A 16,153-nucleotide genomic window follows, 5' to 3' on the forward strand; every position below is an offset into this window, starting at 1 on the left:
CGATCAAAAGACTATCGAGGCAGCTGAAGCAGCGCACGACGCTGAAGTAGAAGCCGAGGCAGAAGCTGAGGCTGAAGCCGAAGCAATGGCAAAAGATGCTGACGACGAAATAGACTAGACATAGATGATTAAACATAGTGAGCAGCGGGTTGGCGTCTTAGTAGACGTCGCCAACATGTATCATTCAGCGAAAAATTTGTTTGGTAGCCGGTTGAACTTCAAGGCAATGTTAGACGCCGCGGTGGGTGGGCGACGCTTGACGCGTGCCATTGCCTACGCGATTAAGTCTGATTCAGAAGAAGAGGTTTCTTTTTTTGAAGCTTTGGACAAATCGGGATTCGAAGTGAAAACGAAAGATCTGCAGATTTTTTCTAGCGGCGCTAAGAAAGCTGACTGGGATGTTGGTATCGCTATTGATGCGGTGACGTTGGCGTCGAAAGTTGATGTCATCGTTCTCGTTACTGGTGACGGAGATTTCATTCCGCTCGTTGAGTATCTACAGATGCGAGGGCTACTGGTTGAAGCCATTGGTTTCGGCGAAACGACATCGGGCGGCCTAAAAGCTGCGGTGGACGATTATATAGATTTGTCGAGCGATAAACGGCAGTACCTCATGCGCTCGCGGTTAGCCATGAAAGCAAAAACAGATAGCAAAACAAAAACGGAGACGCCGTAATTTTATTTATTACCGCACTGCGTATCATGAGCAGGTGGTAGCTACGCTAGTTTTCCGAAATAGTTCGGGCAACTCGTGTACCTACCACACGAATGACGCACAGTTGCGGATGAAAGAATGTCTATGCAAGAAGCAGCAGTCGGCGCGACAATACGCCGCGAAGTAACCTGGGGCGGAAGAACGCTTCAGATTGAGTTTGGTAAATTGGCGAAGCAGGCAACAGCCTCAGCCACGGTTCGCTATGGCGAGACCGTTGTGCTCGCCACAGTAGTGATGAGTCCAGACGTTCGTGAAGGAATGGAATATTTTCCACTCACTGTCGAGTACGAAGAACGGTTTTACGCCGCAGGTAAAATTAAAGGGTCACGCTTCATTAAACGAGAAGGCCGACCATCAGACGAAGCGACGTTAACAGCTCGTTTAGTTGACCGTTCAATTCGGCCGCTGTTTGACGACCGCATGCGAAACGACATCCAAGTCGTGGTGACGGTGCTTTCTTTTGATGGAGAGAACGACCCGAGTATTCCTGCATTAGTTGGTTCTTCGTTAGTACTCGCGCTTTCACCCATTCCTTGGGCTGGTCCCTTAGCAGGCATTCGTGTTGGTCGGGTGAATGGGCAGTGGATTGCAAATCCAACGATTAAAGAATTAGAAGAGAGCGACGTTGACCTCGTCGTTGCTGGAACACGCGACCGCGTGACAATGATTGAGGCTGGCGCCAAGGAAATTACCGAAGATGATTTTTTTGCCGGTATCAATTTTGGTCAAGCACAACTGCTTCCAGCCCTAGAGTTGATAAACGAACTAACTGCAAGTCATGCGGTTGAAAAGATTGACGTTGCCGCGTTGCTGGCTGATGAGGCGGTTTTGGAGCCAGAACTTGCCGAACGAGTACGCACCTGGAGCAGGGCGGAGATTCGTAGCCGATTCTTTAGCGACAAAACAGCAACGAAACGAAATCGTAAAGAAGTACTCGCTACTATAAAGGATGAACTGGAGGCGCAGCTCGTGACGGATCAAATTGGCAAAGAGCGTCGGGCTGTTGCCAAAGCGTTATTCTACGAAATTGTCGAAGAAGAAATTACCCGAGCGGCTATTGAGGATAAGCGTCGAGTCGATGGGCGCGCGCTCGACGAGATTCGACCGCTTTCCGTCGAGGTTGGACTACTACCACGCACACACGGTTCAGGTTTGTTCAATCGCGGTGAGACGCAAGTACTTTCAGTGGTAACGCTTGGTTCACCGGGTGACGAACAGATACTCGATACGATGTCGCTTAACACAAAGAAGCGTTATCTTCACTTCTATAACTTCCCACCGTTCTCGGTTGGCGAGGCTGGACGAATGTCAGGACCAAAGCGTCGTGAAATTGGTCATGGTGCACTGGCTGAGAAAGCACTCATTCCAGTACTTCCAACAAAAGAAATATTCCCGTACACGACGTTAGTCGTCTCGGAAGTTTTGGGTTCCAATGGTTCCTCATCGATGGGTTCAGTGTGTGGTTCGACGTTGGCGTTAATGGATGCCGGCGTACCACTCACCGCACCAGTGGCTGGGGTGGCTATGGGTCTTGCCTCAGACGAGGCTGGTCGCTATGTCATTTTGACTGACCTGCAAGATTTAGAAGATGGAAAAGGCGGCATGGATTTTAAAGTGGCAGGATCAAAAAATGGAATCACTGCCGTGCAGATGGATACAAAGACAAACGGACTGACAAGCGCAATGATTGAAGAGACGTTGACCGCCGCACGCATTGGCAGAATGAAGATACTCGATGTCATGACGAACGTCATCGCGGCGCCTCGAAGCGAAATGTCGGCGCATGCCCCGCGCATCATTACTGTTAAAATTAATCCGGAACGCATTCGCGACCTTATTGGTCCCGGCGGAAAGATGATTAATGAAATTATCGACAAGACGGGCGTCACCATTGATGTTGAGCAAGACGGCACGGTCTTTATCGCTTCCCCAAATGCCGACGGCCTAGAGCAGGCGGTAACGTGGGTAAAGAATTTAACGCGAGATGTTGTGGCTGGGGAATTCTATGAAGGGAAAGTAACGCGACTCATGGACTTCGGTGCCTTCGTAGAAATCCTTCCAAAGAAGGAAGGGCTAGTGCACATTTCAGAGATGGCGCCGTACCGAGTAAATAAAGTTGAAGACATTCTTTCGGTTGGGAAAGACGTGCGGGTTAAGGTCATTGAAATTGATGAGCTTGGCCGCACTAATCTTTCGTTGAAGCAAGCGAATCCGCCAGAGTGGTTTCCACCAGCGCCAGCAGGGAGCGACGCACCGCGTGACAAACGTCGCGATAGTTAATTAGAGAAGGTAGCGTGAACAAAAAGCCACCCTCCCCATAGCGGGGAGGGTGGTGTGGATAAGGTTGGGTATAACTTGGGATTCATTTGCGACTAACTATTCCTCATCAGGCCAAACAATAGTATTTTGTTCGTAAAAGTAAGGTTGTTTTGTCGGCTGTTTCATGCTATACTATGTTCAGTTCATTAAAAGAATAAACAAAGAGCAAAGGAGCTGTGGTCCGAATATTGTTTCGGTACACTGCTCCCCCTACTACACCGAAAAGGTGCGATACAAACACCCGTCTGCGCACCTGAACCAACAAAAATAAAAAGCCCTCAATCAATGAGGAAAAGGTGATCACTCGTGTTCGCAATGTCGACCGAGTTACACCACTAAGGTCGGTAGCGGGGTGCTCTTACGTTTATGACGGGGAAACGCCTTCGGGTTATTAGCCAAAAATTTTCACTACTGCCACCGGCGGTTATGAAATGGGCTACGAACCCGCGAGAGGCGCATCACGCCACATTATTACATAGGGCGCTCGATGCGCCTCTTCACATTTCCGGATGATTTTAGCTTCCTGTTGCTCTCTTGCAAGCAGTGCCGTATACTCTCGTTTGCCCGTGTGGGCATTTCATATTTTTTATGGACAGTACGACTACAGAGCCAATTCGCCAGAAGCTGCTCGACAAAGAGGCCACGTTAAAGAAGGAGCTTCTAGACGTTGCTGATAAAGGTGTTGGTGGAAAGTACGAGGCAAATTTTCCTGATTACGGAAACGATGAAGACGAAAATAGCGCTGAGGTCGCTACCTTCACAGATAATCTTTCGGTTGAGCATGAGTTGACGAGTACACTTCGTGACATTCGTTCTGCGCTCCTCCGTCTAGACGACGGCACCTATGGTGTTTGCAAATATTGCGGGAAGCAGATTGATGAGAAACGACTCTTGGCACGACCGTGGTCAAGTTCATGTATAAGCTGCAAGGAAGAAATTAAGAGTCGAATGTAAGTAGGAAAAAAGTGTGTTGACGCTGCTTGCTGTTATTGCCTTAACTGTTATTGACCGCGTCATTAAAACGTTTGCTTTCGACGCCGCAACGCCGCAGCCGATTATCGGCGCGGCGTTGTCGTTTCATCCGGCCGTGAATCCACTTGGTCCGTTTGGGATACCAATGACGAATAGTTGGGTGCTGGCTCTTGGCGGTATTGCCATCGGCATGTTTAGTATTGTGGTGCTTCATGGTACTGCGCGACCGTATCGTTTTGGCGCAGTGCTCGTGCTCATTGGTGGCGCTTCAAACCTGCTCGATCGTTTTCGTTATGGGTATGTTATTGATACGTTTCGTTTTTCACCCGGTCTAATTTTTAATACGGCGGACCTGTACATTGTGTTTGGGGTTTTCATTATCGTGGGGATGTATATTCGTGAGTGGAGAAATGAGCACCTATATGGCAGCACGAGTGTTCTCAGCAGCGACCGTCGGTCTTGATGCGGTAACCGTTGCCGTTGAGGCAGACGTCGGTCGCTCGTTACCGAGCGTCCTCATTGTTGGACTACCAGACACAGCGGTACAAGAGGCTCGAGAACGGGTGCGGTCTGCGGTGAAGCACAGCGGACTTCCCTTCCCCACAACTCGGGTGACTGTTAATCTGGCGCCGGGTGGCGTAAAGAAAGAAGGGCCACTCTATGACCTACCTATTGCGCTTGCCATATTGCTCGCGAGCGGCGTGGTTACGCCACAGCGGCCAATCGACAAGGTTATGTTTTTGGGTGAGTTGGCGTTAGACGGAACACTTCGTCCAGTGCGGGGCGTGCTGACGGCGGCGCTCCGGGCCAGAGCCGACGGGTTCACTGCAATTATTGTGCCTGTGCAGAATGGACCAGAAGCGGCGCTAGTAAAAGGGTTAACCGTATTTGGGGCGCCGTCACTTGCGGCCGTACTGTCGCACTGTTTATTAGAGCAGGAGCTACCTCGAGCGGTGGCTACGCAAATACCTGATACGTACACAGAACCAGATGATGACTTTCAAAAAATTGTTGGGCAGCAGTTTGCTAAGCGGGCCTTGGAAATTGCCGCGGCTGGTGGTCATAATATTCGCTTGATTGGTCCACCGGGGGCTGGAAAGACGTTACTAGCGAAAGCCTTGGCCAGCATCCTGCCTCCTTTAACAGAAGACGAAGTGCTTGAGGTAACGAATATTTACTCGGTCAGTGGATTACTCGAAACTGCCTGCGTGAGAGAACGGCCGTTTCGTAATCCCCACCACACGGCTTCGCCCGTTGCCTTGGTGGGTGGCGGCAGCCCGGCGAAACCTGGAGAAGTATCTCTTTCGCATCGAGGCGTTCTTTTTTTAGATGAATTTCCAGAATTTCCAAGAAGCGTTCTTGAAACACTTCGACAGCCGTTGGAAGACGGTCGCATTGTTGTGGCTCGTGCTGCTGGCACGGTTGTCTTTCCGGCTCGATTTGTTTTGGTCACCGCAGAGAATCCATGCCCTTGCGGCTATGCGACTGATTCGGAGCGCCGGTGTACGTGCTCATCAGCCGTGCTCAATAAATACCGACAGCGCCTGTCCGGTCCACTTATTGATAGAATTGATTTACATGTTCACGTGCCGCGAGTTCCAATTGTTGCTCTACAAACGGATGGTCGGATAGCCGAGTCGTCGTTTACAGTTCGAGAGCGAGTGCGCGAGGCACGTGTTTTACAAGAAGCCCGTCGGGTAGAGACAAACGCTTTAACGAATGCGGAACTATCAAGCGATCAAATTCGTCAGCATGGTAAATTAACGGCGGCCGCGGAGCAGTTGCTGGGTGTGGCAGCGGAACGGTTAGGCTTTTCGGCTCGTAGCTTTTATAGGGTTATGAAAGTTAGTCGCACTATCGCTGACTTGGCAAAGTCTGCAACTGTCGAAGAGGCGCATATTGCTGAAGCATTGCAGTACCGTGGCGAAGAAGCCGCTTAGCGAACGCAGCGACCGTGGTATACTTTTAGACAATCAAACACTTTCTCAATGGCAAAACGAACCCGTCGACAGGAACGTCGACACACAACAAGAGGCCCCTTACTATCTGCTGAAACAGCGGCTAATTTGTGGCTACTCGTACTTCTGGCGGTGGCTGGGGTGAGTGTCCTGGCGCTCCTTGGTATCGCCGGTCCATTTGGTATGTTTTGGCAGCGGACGCTAGCCATACTGTTTGGTTGGACGGCTTGGTTGTTCCCCGCATTTTTATTGGTACTCATCGCCCTTCGCATTCGACCGTTCCATGGTCGGCGGTCGAGTGTAGTACTTTTTGGGGTGGGCCTTTTTATCCTTTCGTTCGCTGGACTGGTTGATACGTTGATTCCCCTTGATCCAGCGCTTCGGGCAACCGTGGCTGGTGAGGGTGGTGGGTATATTGGTCTTTTTTTACGTTCGCCGCTCGAAACCATTTTAGGTGCGTGGGGTGCTATTTTTGTTCTCTTGGTTCTTCTTTCCGCTGCGGTCGTTATTACCCTTGAAATTACGTTGGCCCATATCGCAGAATCATTTGGTGCAGGCATGTCCGCGATAGTCGATTTTTTTGCTGGTGTGCTGCGAGGTTTCCGTCGGCCAATACCCACAACAACAGTAGCGACCACTGAACGGACACCGTCATTTACGACAGCCGTCGTGAGTCATCCAGAGGAGCCAGACGAAGACCAAGTGAAGGAGGCGGCCGAAGCTGTTCTGCCTGGGCTGACAGCGACTCGTCGGCCGTATAAAGCTATCCCGATTGATTTACCACTAGACCTCTTGAAGCCAAGTTCTGGGAAGCCAACCAGCGGCGACATCAATGCGAATCGGGATATTATTAAGCAGACACTGGGTAGTTTTGGCATTGCAGTTGAAATGGGTGAAATTAGTGTTGGGCCAACGGTCACGCAGTACACACTGAAGCCTGATCAGGGCGTGAAATTGGCCGCTATCACAACGCTCTCTAACGATTTATCCCTCGCGCTGGCGGCTCATCCTATTCGTATTGAGGCGCCAATTCCAGGTCGGTCGTTAGTCGGCATTGAGGTCCCAAACAAAGCAGTGGCTCGCGTGCAATTACGAGAAGTCTTAGAGGGTGAGGGTTTCCAAAAGCGAACATCGAATCTTGCCTTGGCCCTTGGTAAGGATGTCAGCGGCGCTGCGTGGGTGGCTGACCTAGAACGAATGCCGCACCTCTTGGTGGCTGGTTCCACTGGCTCTGGAAAGTCAGTCGCGTTAAATGGGATTATTGTTTCGCTTCTGTATCAAAATAATCCAACAGATTTAAAATTTATTTTGGTTGACCCGAAGCGAGTTGAGTTCGCGGTCTACCAGCACATGCCGCACTTATTGACGCCGATTATTACCGAATTGCCAGCCACAGTGAATGCTCTGAAGTGGTTGCTTGGTGAAATGGATCGACGGTTCACCGTGCTGGCAGCAGCGAGTCATCGCAATATTCAGTCGTACAATTTAAAAGAGAAAGAACGGATGCCGTATATTGTCGTCATCATAGACGAATTGGCAGATATCATGACTGCCGCTGCTTCAGAGGTGGAGTCAGCTATCATTCGGCTTTCACAAATGTCGCGGGCGGTGGGTATTCATCTTATTTTAGCAACGCAACGTCCGTCCGTTGACGTTATCACTGGACTCATCAAGGCGAACATTATCGCCCGCATCGCTTTCTCGGTTGCGTCCATAACGGACTCTCGCACTATTCTTGACATGGCCGGCGCCGAAAAATTATTGGGTCGGGGAGATCTACTCTACGTTTCTGCTGAGGTGACAAAACCAAAACGATTGCAAGGTGCGTATTTGGCCGATGAAGAAATTGCCGATGTTGTGCGGTTCTTGAAAAACAACGCCACGCCGGAATATGTTGACGAGGTGGTAACGAAGCCGAGCGCCGGTGGCGGGGCATTTGATGGTGAACCAGATGACCCACTCTATCGTGAGGCTGAGTCGCTGGTGCTCACCACTCGTAAAGCTTCGGCCTCATACCTGCAGCGTCGGTTGAAAGTTGGATACGCCCGAGCGGCACGACTAATCGATATGATGGAAGCGCAAGGTGTGGTTGGGCCGGGGGATGGGGCGAAGCCTCGGGATGTGTTGCTGGCGGCTGAGGGAGATGATACTGTGGAGGATAGTATTGAAGAATCTACTGTTGATAATGACTACGACCAGTAGTGTCATGCCTCGTATTGTAAGCTCGACGGGTACACCAGCGGTGTTCCGTCGGGTTGTTATTGCGGACGAAATTTCCATTGGCGGAACACTCAGAGCTGCTCGTGAAGCGTTGGGATTCAGCATTGCCGAATGCTCCAGAGCAATTGTTGTTCCAGAGCGGTATCTTAAAGCTATCGAAGCCGAAGATTTTGAAGCCCTACCGGGCCTAGTGTATGAGAAGCACTTTATTACCCGCTATGCACAGTTACTCCACGTAACGGTTGAAACAACGGTGCTTGGTTGGGAAGAGCTTCGGGAAGAAGTGCCAACCAGAGACCAACAGTTTGCTCAGCGAGTAGGCTGGAAAGACCTCATGAGCGGCCCAACCTTCTGGAGGCGAATCGGAGCCAGTACTGGTGCCTTGGCCTTGGTGCTTTACCTGGGAGCGCAACTCGTTACTATGGCGGCGCCACCGAAGCTGGCTATTATTGAGCCAACCGCGGGGGCCATTGTGACGACGGAAAATTTAATTATTGCCGGTAACGTTACTCAGGGCGCGCGGATTTCCATTAATGGGCAATCAATTATCGCTTCGCCAGACGGTCTTTTTACTGTTCCCGTTCGCCTAGGCCCAGGGCCAAACAGTATTCGCATTGTGGCTGAGAAGCGGTATGGCCGGCCGGCGATATTAGAGCGACAGGTGTACTACGCGGCGTCGAAAGAAGCCGCTGCAATTCCAAGCGAAAAGAATTCATTATAATTATGGCAAAAGCAAAACATACAAGTGGCGGGGACCATCGGGATAAAGCAGCCGCATCGGCGATTGCGCAGATCCAAGAGCGCTTTGGGGCGGGTTCAATTATGCGCTTCGGTGAAGCACAAACTATGGATATCGATGCAGTTTCAACTGGCTGTTTGTCGCTCGACTTGGCGCTCGGCGTTGGTGGTGTACCTCGGGGCCGCATCATTGAAATTTATGGTCCAGAAGCATCTGGTAAAACTACGTTGGCGCAACACATTGTGGCCGAGGTGCAAAAGGCTGGCGGTACCGCTGCCTTTATTGACGCTGAACACGCCTTGTCGCCGGAGTACGCCAAAAAAATTGGCGTGGACGTCGACAAGCTTTTTATTTCGCAGCCAGACAACGGCGAGCAAGCATTGGAAATTTTAGAAACACTTGTTCGTTCCAATGGTGTCGATGTTGTTGTTGTTGACTCGGTGGCGGCGTTAGTGCCACGGGCAGAAATTGAGGGCGAAATGGGGGATTCTCACATGGGACTGCAGGCTCGGCTGATGAGCCAGGCACTCAGAAAACTGGCAGGTATAGTTTCAAAGACGCAGACCGTCGTTATTTTCATCAACCAGATTCGAATGAAGATTGGTGTCTTTTTTGGTAATCCAGAAACGACCACCGGAGGCACGGCCCTGAAGTTTTACTCGTCAGTGCGGATTGAAGTTCGCCGAGCGGCGCAGATTAAATCTGGAGAGAAGAATGTGGGAAACAGGGTAAAGGTGAAGATTGTGAAAAATAAAGTAGCCCCACCATTTCAGACCACCGAGTTTGATATTATGTATAACGAAGGCATTTCTGTGGCTGGGGACCTTATCGATACGGGGCTACTTTATGGTGCCGTTGAAAAAAATGGGAACAGTTACAGTGTGGGCGAAGAAAAGTTGGGTGTGGGTAGGGAGACCGCGCGGCAGTATCTGCGAGAGCACAAAGACACGATGAAGCGCATCCGGGAGATTGTTATGAAAAAAGTTGCGGAAGATAGGTTGGCCCAGAAACCATTGCCAGCGCCAGACAGCGAAGAATAAATTTGTTAGCAAAACGAACTCGACCCCGGCACCATGATTCTCATAGCGCCGGGGTCGACTTGTAGTTACGCCGTCCTCCGAGGTGCGTTCTACTTGATGCCCATCTCCTTTGCTAGGCGATGGGCAACTTCGTTGCTCCACACGGCCATGGGCTGGCCGGTGGTTCGGTCGCGAACGTCGGCGAGCAGTGCGTGGCAGGTATTGCCACTACCGGGCAGTTCGGCCACCTGATTGCCCCCGTACCAGTTAGGGACGTTGAAGTGCCACGGCTCACCGAGATCGGTGTTGAGGCTGAAGTAGCTGCAGCCCACGCTACGCATAGCGTGGAACAGCAGTCGCCGTTCCTCTTGCGCCTCAGTAAACACACCATCGTTCACCGTGGTGATGCCGAGATGGCGCAGGTATGTACGCAGGATGGGGTCCTGCGCAACTTCCTCGGCATAGACGGCGGTGTTGATGCCATCCATGTCGAAGTAGTTGATGACCGCCGGCGAGACAGCGACATCGGGTCGCGGGACGTAGTCGAACGGTACGCCCAGGTTGACGTATTTCCCGGTCGTCGTGTTCCGCATCCAGACATCCACGGCTCCACCGTTGCCGTGCGCGGTAATAGCACTTTCCTCGATCTTGAGCGAACCTTCTCCCATATTCGCCTTGAAGGTGAGGAAGAGCTCGGTGGCCTTATAGACGGTGATGTCGAGAGAGACAGCCGCCTTGGCGAGTTCTTCACCTTGGCCGCTCTGCACCAGTCTGCTGATTGCCTCGATGAGGGCGTCGTCTTGGCGCAGACCGCAGTACGACCCGACGTCGTCGGCCTTGAGCCCGACTTCGAGCTCTTCAGCGATTGTCAGATCTTCGGGATTGAGGCCTCGTGACCTGATGATCTGTCCGCGCAGGTAGCGCCAGAGCGCCGCCTGCACCCACCAGGGTCGCCAACCATCGACGACCACCAACTGGCGGTTGTGGTCGATGAGCAGCTGGTCTACTTCGAGTAGTGCTCCGAGTACTGGTATTCGTACGAAGATCGTGGCAGGCCCACCGAGGCCGCGCCCGTAGTACTCGCACAGGCCGTTGACCTTGCCGACGTTGTAAATCGGCAAGGTGGCGACATCGACAATCGGAACCAGCGGATCCGGATTTTCGACGTCGAGAGGTGAGATCGCCACCCCTCGATAACCGGTATCGTCACCATCGAGTCGAAGCTGCCCTGCTTCGCCTTTGAGCCATGCCACGCGCTGCCGGATGATCGGTTCATTTCTGTATTTCAAGTTCCGTGCTCCTGTTGCTGTTTGCACCTTGCTGGTGCGAGTTTGTGGTTTCGTAATGCTACATCCGGGCACCGTTGCACCCATCGTAAATGCAGCAGTTGCTTTAAGGAATGTTCTACGCCTCACTTCTTCTTACCGTACCTCCCTATGAAATTTTCAATGTCCAAGTAACGAGCGAGAATATCATTATTTTTTAAATTTGTCAATCATCAACTTTTAAAAGGGAGGCCGCCAGGTTTGAACCAAAGCGGCCTTGTGAGCAGGGCGAACCTGACTCTAGGTGCCGGAGGTTAATCCGGCTTCATGTTTCAAATTTTTTCCCCAACCGGAGGCTTAGGGGCAAAGCCTGACCTGGCTAGGAAGCAGGTCCCTGATGAAGTCAGCATTTTTCTCCGTGCCACGGGGGAAAAAACTGACGTTCACCCGTCCATTCTCATGGACGGACGTGACCGACCCTCTTCTGCCGGGGTCGATACCCGGAATCTCAACCGCGAGTACTCTCGCGTTTTGTTGGAGGCCAGCCTCTTCCACCTCACCACCACCATTTCTCGTTGCCTTCATGTCCGTATCCCTGTACTGCGGAGCTAGGTGTTGTAGGGCAAGCTGCTCCGCCTGCTTGCGACTACGAGGTTGCTCTTATCATATTGGTTGTCAACCAAAGTGGTCATTGCGACGTGGTCGCAATGTTTAAAAAGTCAGTAGTCCCACAGCAGCGGGGCAACAAGAGAGTCAGTAGTCCCACAGCAGCGGGGCAACAAGAGAGTCAGTAGTCCCACAGCAGCGGGACAACAAGAGAGTCAGTAGTCCCACAGCAGTGGGGCAACAAGAGAGTCAGTAGTCCCGAAATGTATACAACTCTCTAGCTCATTGATATAATATAGGCACTGGACTGGTGTGGTAGCAACATAAGTGGGTGCGTCGCAGGAATTCTTCCCGCCACACATACATCAACTGCGACAACGCCGTTGTCACACTACCCATTTCAGATCAGAAGCCCCGCGCCAGAGACCAAAAATCTGGCGCGGGACCAACTTCATAAAACTTTTTATATGTGTTGCGGCCCGCCTTCTCTTGCGAAAAGGCGGGCCGCGGTCGAAAAAGAGGATGGGGTACGGATCCTCAGCGCTGACAGTGTGCCAGACTGAATTTGATCCGTTCGGCGTCCAGATTTGTGAACGTTGCCGTTCCTCGCGTGCTCTTCACCACGACAGGAACGGTGACGAGGTGTCGCGGCCGCCCGAGCCCTTGCTCATACGCCGCAACCTCCAGATTGCGCCAGTCGATCTCCTGGCCGTTGGTCGGCAGCAGGATCACCGTCAGTTGCGCATCTCTCCTCGAAACGCGAACACCGCTGTGGCTGCCAGTCTTTGCCACGAATCCGATGTCGCCTTCAAATATAAAGGAACACAGCAGATCGTTCGTGCTACGAACGACCCGGCGTCTCCATTCTGCTGCAGTCTCCGGCTCAGTTACCGCGGCAGCCATCGGCTTGCGGTCCCGCTTTCCGTCACGAACAGGAATTCCTTTCAAGATGTACCCTCCGGTTGTGTAGTTGACCCACGTTCAGGGTCGGCCAGATTTAACCACGTAGTAGGAATGGCGTCAATTAAAAAACACAGCCCCCAATTGGGGGCTGTGTTTTTGTTGTCTTTTTTACTACTACACCCGTTCTACGTATTCTTCCCGTTCGGTATTCACCCGAATGGTGTCACCTTCTTTGATAAACAAAGGAACATTTAGGGTAGCGCCGGTTTCTAGCTTCGCGGCTTTCAAAACGTTGCCTTGGGCGGTGTCACCACGGGCACCTGGTTCAGTTTCCAAAACCTTTAACTCAACCTTCTTCGGTAACTCAATGTTAATGGGTTTGTCGTTGTAGTACAGGACGTCGAGAATCTCGCCGTCTTTCAAAAAACTAATTTTAGTGCCAAGTACCGAAGCCGACAGAGAAAATTGCTCAAAGGTATCGCCATCCATGAATTGCAATTGGTCACCCTCTCGGTAGAGGTAGCTCACTTTGCGCCGAACTAAGTCAGCTGTTTCTACTCGGTCGCCAGGCTTAAAGCTAATTTCCAAAACCTTGCCAGTAATGAGGTGGCGCATCTTCGTTTGCATGACAGGCTTCCGTTGTTGCATACGAACAAAGTTTGCCTCAAGCACAATGAACGGTTCGCCATCGTAATTAATGACGAGGCCAACCTTGATGTCGTTTAAAGTGGAGATCATCCCCATACTGCCTGACTACTGTTGGTTCACAAACGGTAGCAACGCCATTACTCTTGCCCGCTTTATAGCAGTGGCGAGCTTTCGTTGATGCGTGGCGCAGACACCACTCTTTCGCCGAGGAACGATTTTTGCGTATGACGATGTGTATCGCTGCAGAATCACGGTTTCTTTGTAGTCGATGTCGTTGATGCCGTTAACGCAGAAGTGACAGTAGCGACTTTTTGGCGCAATGGCCGAGGTGTGTGAAGTTGGTTTGCTCATAATTAGAATGGAATGTTTTCAAGTTGAATTTCGTCTTCGATCGGTTCTGGCTGAACGCCTTCATTGCCGTTACTCTGCGGTGAGTTGCTGGTAGTGGGGCGGAAGGGCATTTCTCCACTAGCTTTGTCGAGCATGATAAAGTTTTCTGCCACAATCTCCGTTCGATTCTTTTTTGCGCCGTCTTGCGCCTCCCACTCGCGAGTCTGCAGCCGGCCTTCGATGTAGATTTTGCGGCCCTTGCCAAGGAAACGGCCGGCGATTTCTGCCAATTTACCCCAGACGACGATGTTGTGATATTCGGTGCGCTCCTGTTTCTCACCGGCTGGCGTTGTCCAGCTCCGATTGGTAGCAACACTAAAGGTCGCGACGTTTTGACCTTGTGGTGTTGCTCGTACCTCTGGGTCGCGGGTTAGGTTCCCAATGAGGAGAACCTTATTTAGACTCATTGCCATAAAAGAAATCTAGCTGTTTTTTACGCTAACGGAGCTTCGTCGACAATCCTCGATAATTTTTCATCGAGCTCTTCGGCGCTCATGGCTGGGGTAGCACTCTCAGCGGCCGCTTCTTCGGCCACGCCAGCGGCGACAGCGCGCTGTTGTCGACGAGCAGCCAATCGGGTGCGTAGTGCTTGCTCTCGCTCAATCGTTGCGGCACTCTTTACCGGTTTCTCAACAATGAGGTGGCGCAATATGTCTTGCGTCAAGCGGAATGTTTCGTTCAACTTCGCCACGGCACTTGGTTCGGCACTGAACTCAACCAATCGATAATACGCGTAGCGCTCGTGCTTAATAGGGTACGCCAAGCGACGTTTTTCGAGATTGACCTCGTGCGAAACTTCACAGCCGTTTACTTGCAGCTGTTCTGTTACTTTTGCGATGACTGGAGGAACACCATCGTCGCCAGTGCTGCCGGCGACCATGTAGAGCAGTTCGTATCGTTTCATTCTATTGGGTTAAAAAAAATAAGAGCGGCCCGTATGGCACCGCCCTCGCCACCACATTGGTGCGAAGTGCTTTGCCGGTTCCCAGGCCCTGTGCGTGGGATGTCTCGGACGAGTCGCCGAGACACAAAAGGCATATAATTTATACTTGCCCACCCTATCACGCTTGTACCTGGTGCGCAAGTATAGAGAACATGTAATACTAGGCCGTATGGCTAAATATGTCGTTATTTTTGGGCGCGAACCGGCGCTCGCTTTCGCTGAGTTGACTCGGCTTTTTGCCCGTGGCGACGCCACTACCGGCACGGCACAGTTGCTCGGTTCAGTTGCGGTTGTCTCGGGACTAGAGGCAAGTGCGGCGGTTCGTTTACCAGAACTATTGGGCGGAACGGTAAAAGTTGCGGAAGTACTAGGGCAGATTACGAACATCCCCAAAGCTCATGACGTCAGCCCCTGGCTAGACATTTTACTACCACAGGTAACACGCTTGCGACCTGCAACCTTCGGCATTAGCTACTACACAGCGACAGGCCAAGCGCCAGGTGCTCAGGCAGTAGAAAAAATTGGCTTGTCGATAAAACGGCATTTAAAAACGCTCGGCGTTTCAGGTGTGCGCTGGGTCAATGGTCGTGGTCAGCCACTAACCTCCGTGCAAGTTACGGGAAACAAGTTAACGCAAGATAAAAACGCGGAGTTTATCGTTGTCATTGGTGATGAAGTTGCTTACATCGCTCGCACGGTAGCCGTTCAACCTTATGAAGCATGGGGTAAGCGAGACTATGGTCGACCACGACGGAACGCTCGGGCCGGCATGCTACCACCAAAGTTAGCCCGGGCAATGGTTAATCTGCTGGGTATGCCTATGCGCGGCACACTCCTTGATCCGTTTTGCGGTTCGGGAACTGTTCTCATGGAAGCGCTACTGGCTGGTTGGCAAAATGTTGTAGGAACTGATATCGCCAAATTGGCAGTGACTGACAGCGCGGCCAATATTGATTGGTTGCGAGAACACACGCCAGTTAGTGGTGAGGTAAAACTTTTTACAATACCCGTACCAGACCTAGCGACCGTTGTCCCTTCGGAGAGCGTGCAGGGAATCGTTACTGAAGTTGCCTTGGGCCCACCGTGCGCCGCACGGCCAAATGAAAAAAGCGTTGCGGCTATGAAAGAACCCTTGCTGCCGCTGTATAGTAAAGCGCTCGAATCGTTTGCTGCAGTTTTAATTCCTGGTGGTCGAGCAGTCATCGCCTTCCCGGTGTGGGAAACAGACGAGGGCAGTGCAATTGGTGTCATTGCTGATTTAGTACTTGATATGGCTATGTTCCGAGTAATCCCGTTTCCTGATGGCGCGCAAACAAGCATTTATCGTAGACCCGGGCAGGCAGTTGGCCGTGAAATCATTGTTCTCGAGAAGCCCGTAAACAATTGAGAGCACGGTAGTTTCCTGCTATTCTTAAGGAGTGACGGAACAAACCAAAATAGGAAAGGAGGTGAGGAT

15 protein-coding genes are annotated in these 16,153 nt (G+C 51.6%); 9 read left to right on the forward strand and 6 right to left on the reverse strand.

The annotated features are described in order from the left end of the window. Positions 1-124: 124 nt before the first annotated feature. The 8 genes from WC052_01625 (at position 125) to recA (ending at position 9,963) form a co-directional block, all read left to right on the forward strand. Positions 125-676: an NYN domain-containing protein gene (locus tag WC052_01625; protein MFA7286345.1), complete on the forward strand. Its 552-nt coding sequence runs from the start codon at positions 125-127 to the stop codon at positions 674-676. A 123-nt stretch (positions 677-799) separates the two neighbouring features. Continuing rightward, complete coding sequence (pnp, locus tag WC052_01630; protein MFA7286346.1) at positions 800-2,995, forward strand: polyribonucleotide nucleotidyltransferase; 2,196 nt, start codon at positions 800-802, stop codon at positions 2,993-2,995. A gap of 627 nt (positions 2,996-3,622) precedes the next feature. Further along, positions 3,623-3,988: a TraR/DksA family transcriptional regulator gene (locus tag WC052_01635; protein MFA7286347.1), complete on the forward strand. Its 366-nt coding sequence runs from the start codon at positions 3,623-3,625 to the stop codon at positions 3,986-3,988. A gap of 13 nt (positions 3,989-4,001) precedes the next feature. Next, positions 4,002-4,469: a signal peptidase II gene (locus WC052_01640; protein MFA7286348.1), complete on the forward strand. Its 468-nt coding sequence runs from the start codon at positions 4,002-4,004 to the stop codon at positions 4,467-4,469. After that, the gene (locus tag WC052_01645) at positions 4,429-5,946 is read left to right on the forward strand and encodes a YifB family Mg chelatase-like AAA ATPase (protein MFA7286349.1); all 1,518 of its coding nucleotides are present in this window, start codon (positions 4,429-4,431) and stop codon (positions 5,944-5,946) included. The genes WC052_01640 and WC052_01645 overlap by 41 nt, the downstream gene beginning before the upstream one ends. A 48-nt stretch (positions 5,947-5,994) precedes the next feature. Continuing rightward, on the forward strand, positions 5,995-8,166 hold the full coding sequence (locus WC052_01650) for a DNA translocase FtsK 4TM domain-containing protein (protein ID MFA7286350.1): 2,172 nt from the start codon (positions 5,995-5,997) through the stop codon (positions 8,164-8,166). Continuing rightward, on the forward strand, positions 8,150-8,905 hold the full coding sequence (locus tag WC052_01655) for a helix-turn-helix transcriptional regulator (GenBank protein ID MFA7286351.1): 756 nt from the start codon (positions 8,150-8,152) through the stop codon (positions 8,903-8,905). The genes WC052_01650 and WC052_01655 overlap by 17 nt, the downstream gene beginning before the upstream one ends. Positions 8,906-8,907: 2 nt before the next feature. Continuing rightward, the gene (gene recA, locus WC052_01660; protein MFA7286352.1) at positions 8,908-9,963 is read left to right on the forward strand and encodes a recombinase RecA; all 1,056 of its coding nucleotides are present in this window, start codon (positions 8,908-8,910) and stop codon (positions 9,961-9,963) included. Positions 9,964-10,052: 89 nt separating this feature from the next. On the opposite strand, the gene WC052_01665 is transcribed toward recA, so the two are convergent. From WC052_01665 to rpsF, 6 genes are all read right to left on the reverse strand, one after another. Further along, the gene (locus WC052_01665; GenBank protein MFA7286353.1) at positions 10,053-11,231 is read right to left on the reverse strand and encodes a hypothetical protein; all 1,179 of its coding nucleotides are present in this window, start codon (positions 11,229-11,231) and stop codon (positions 10,053-10,055) included. A gap of 1,119 nt (positions 11,232-12,350) precedes the next feature. Then, a complete protein-coding gene (locus tag WC052_01670; GenBank protein ID MFA7286354.1) occupies positions 12,351-12,761 on the reverse strand; it encodes a hypothetical protein in 411 nt (136 codons plus the stop codon). Positions 12,762-12,890: 129 nt separating this feature from the next. Next, positions 12,891-13,460, reverse strand: coding sequence for an elongation factor P (gene efp, locus WC052_01675; GenBank protein ID MFA7286355.1), 570 nt, complete (start codon positions 13,458-13,460; stop codon positions 12,891-12,893). 9 nt (positions 13,461-13,469) lie between these two features. Further along, positions 13,470-13,715 (reverse strand): 30S ribosomal protein S18, encoded by a 246-nt coding sequence (rpsR, locus tag WC052_01680; GenBank protein MFA7286356.1) that lies wholly within the window; start codon positions 13,713-13,715, stop codon positions 13,470-13,472. 2 nt (positions 13,716-13,717) lie between these two features. Further along, the gene (locus tag WC052_01685; GenBank protein MFA7286357.1) at positions 13,718-14,167 is read right to left on the reverse strand and encodes a single-stranded DNA-binding protein; all 450 of its coding nucleotides are present in this window, start codon (positions 14,165-14,167) and stop codon (positions 13,718-13,720) included. A gap of 20 nt (positions 14,168-14,187) precedes the next feature. Then, the gene (rpsF, locus tag WC052_01690) at positions 14,188-14,658 is read right to left on the reverse strand and encodes a 30S ribosomal protein S6 (protein MFA7286358.1); all 471 of its coding nucleotides are present in this window, start codon (positions 14,656-14,658) and stop codon (positions 14,188-14,190) included. Between the two features lie 208 nt (positions 14,659-14,866). On the opposite strand from rpsF, the gene WC052_01695 reads away from it, so the two are divergent. After that, positions 14,867-16,084: a hypothetical protein gene (locus WC052_01695; GenBank protein MFA7286359.1), complete on the forward strand. Its 1,218-nt coding sequence runs from the start codon at positions 14,867-14,869 to the stop codon at positions 16,082-16,084. The last annotated feature ends 69 nt before the right edge of the window (positions 16,085-16,153 follow it).

This window comes from Patescibacteria group bacterium (genome assembly GCA_041675205.1).
Taxonomy (GTDB): Bacteria; Patescibacteriota; Patescibacteriia; order GWA2-46-9; family GWA2-46-9; genus JBAYUF01.

Excerpts from the sequence above, each read along its gene's own strand:
- WC052_01625 (MFA7286345.1), top strand. The coding sequence starts at position 125 with ATGATTAAACATAGTGAGCAGCGGGTTGGCGTCTTAGTAGACGTCGCC.
- pnp (MFA7286346.1), top strand. The coding sequence starts at position 800 with ATGCAAGAAGCAGCAGTCGGCGCGACAATACGCCGCGAAGTAACCTGG.
- WC052_01635 (MFA7286347.1), top strand. The coding sequence starts at position 3,623 with ATGGACAGTACGACTACAGAGCCAATTCGCCAGAAGCTGCTCGACAAA.
- WC052_01645 (MFA7286349.1), top strand. The coding sequence starts at position 4,429 with ATGGCAGCACGAGTGTTCTCAGCAGCGACCGTCGGTCTTGATGCGGTA.
- WC052_01650 (MFA7286350.1), top strand. The coding sequence starts at position 5,995 with ATGGCAAAACGAACCCGTCGACAGGAACGTCGACACACAACAAGAGGC.
- WC052_01655 (MFA7286351.1), top strand. The coding sequence starts at position 8,150 with ATGACTACGACCAGTAGTGTCATGCCTCGTATTGTAAGCTCGACGGGT.
- recA (MFA7286352.1), top strand. The coding sequence starts at position 8,908 with ATGGCAAAAGCAAAACATACAAGTGGCGGGGACCATCGGGATAAAGCA.
- efp (MFA7286355.1), bottom strand. The coding sequence starts at position 13,460 with ATGGGGATGATCTCCACTTTAAACGACATCAAGGTTGGCCTCGTCATT.
- rpsR (MFA7286356.1), bottom strand. The coding sequence starts at position 13,715 with ATGAGCAAACCAACTTCACACACCTCGGCCATTGCGCCAAAAAGTCGC.
- WC052_01685 (MFA7286357.1), bottom strand. The coding sequence starts at position 14,167 with ATGGCAATGAGTCTAAATAAGGTTCTCCTCATTGGGAACCTAACCCGC.
- rpsF (MFA7286358.1), bottom strand. The coding sequence starts at position 14,658 with ATGAAACGATACGAACTGCTCTACATGGTCGCCGGCAGCACTGGCGAC.
- WC052_01695 (MFA7286359.1), top strand. The coding sequence starts at position 14,867 with ATGGCTAAATATGTCGTTATTTTTGGGCGCGAACCGGCGCTCGCTTTC.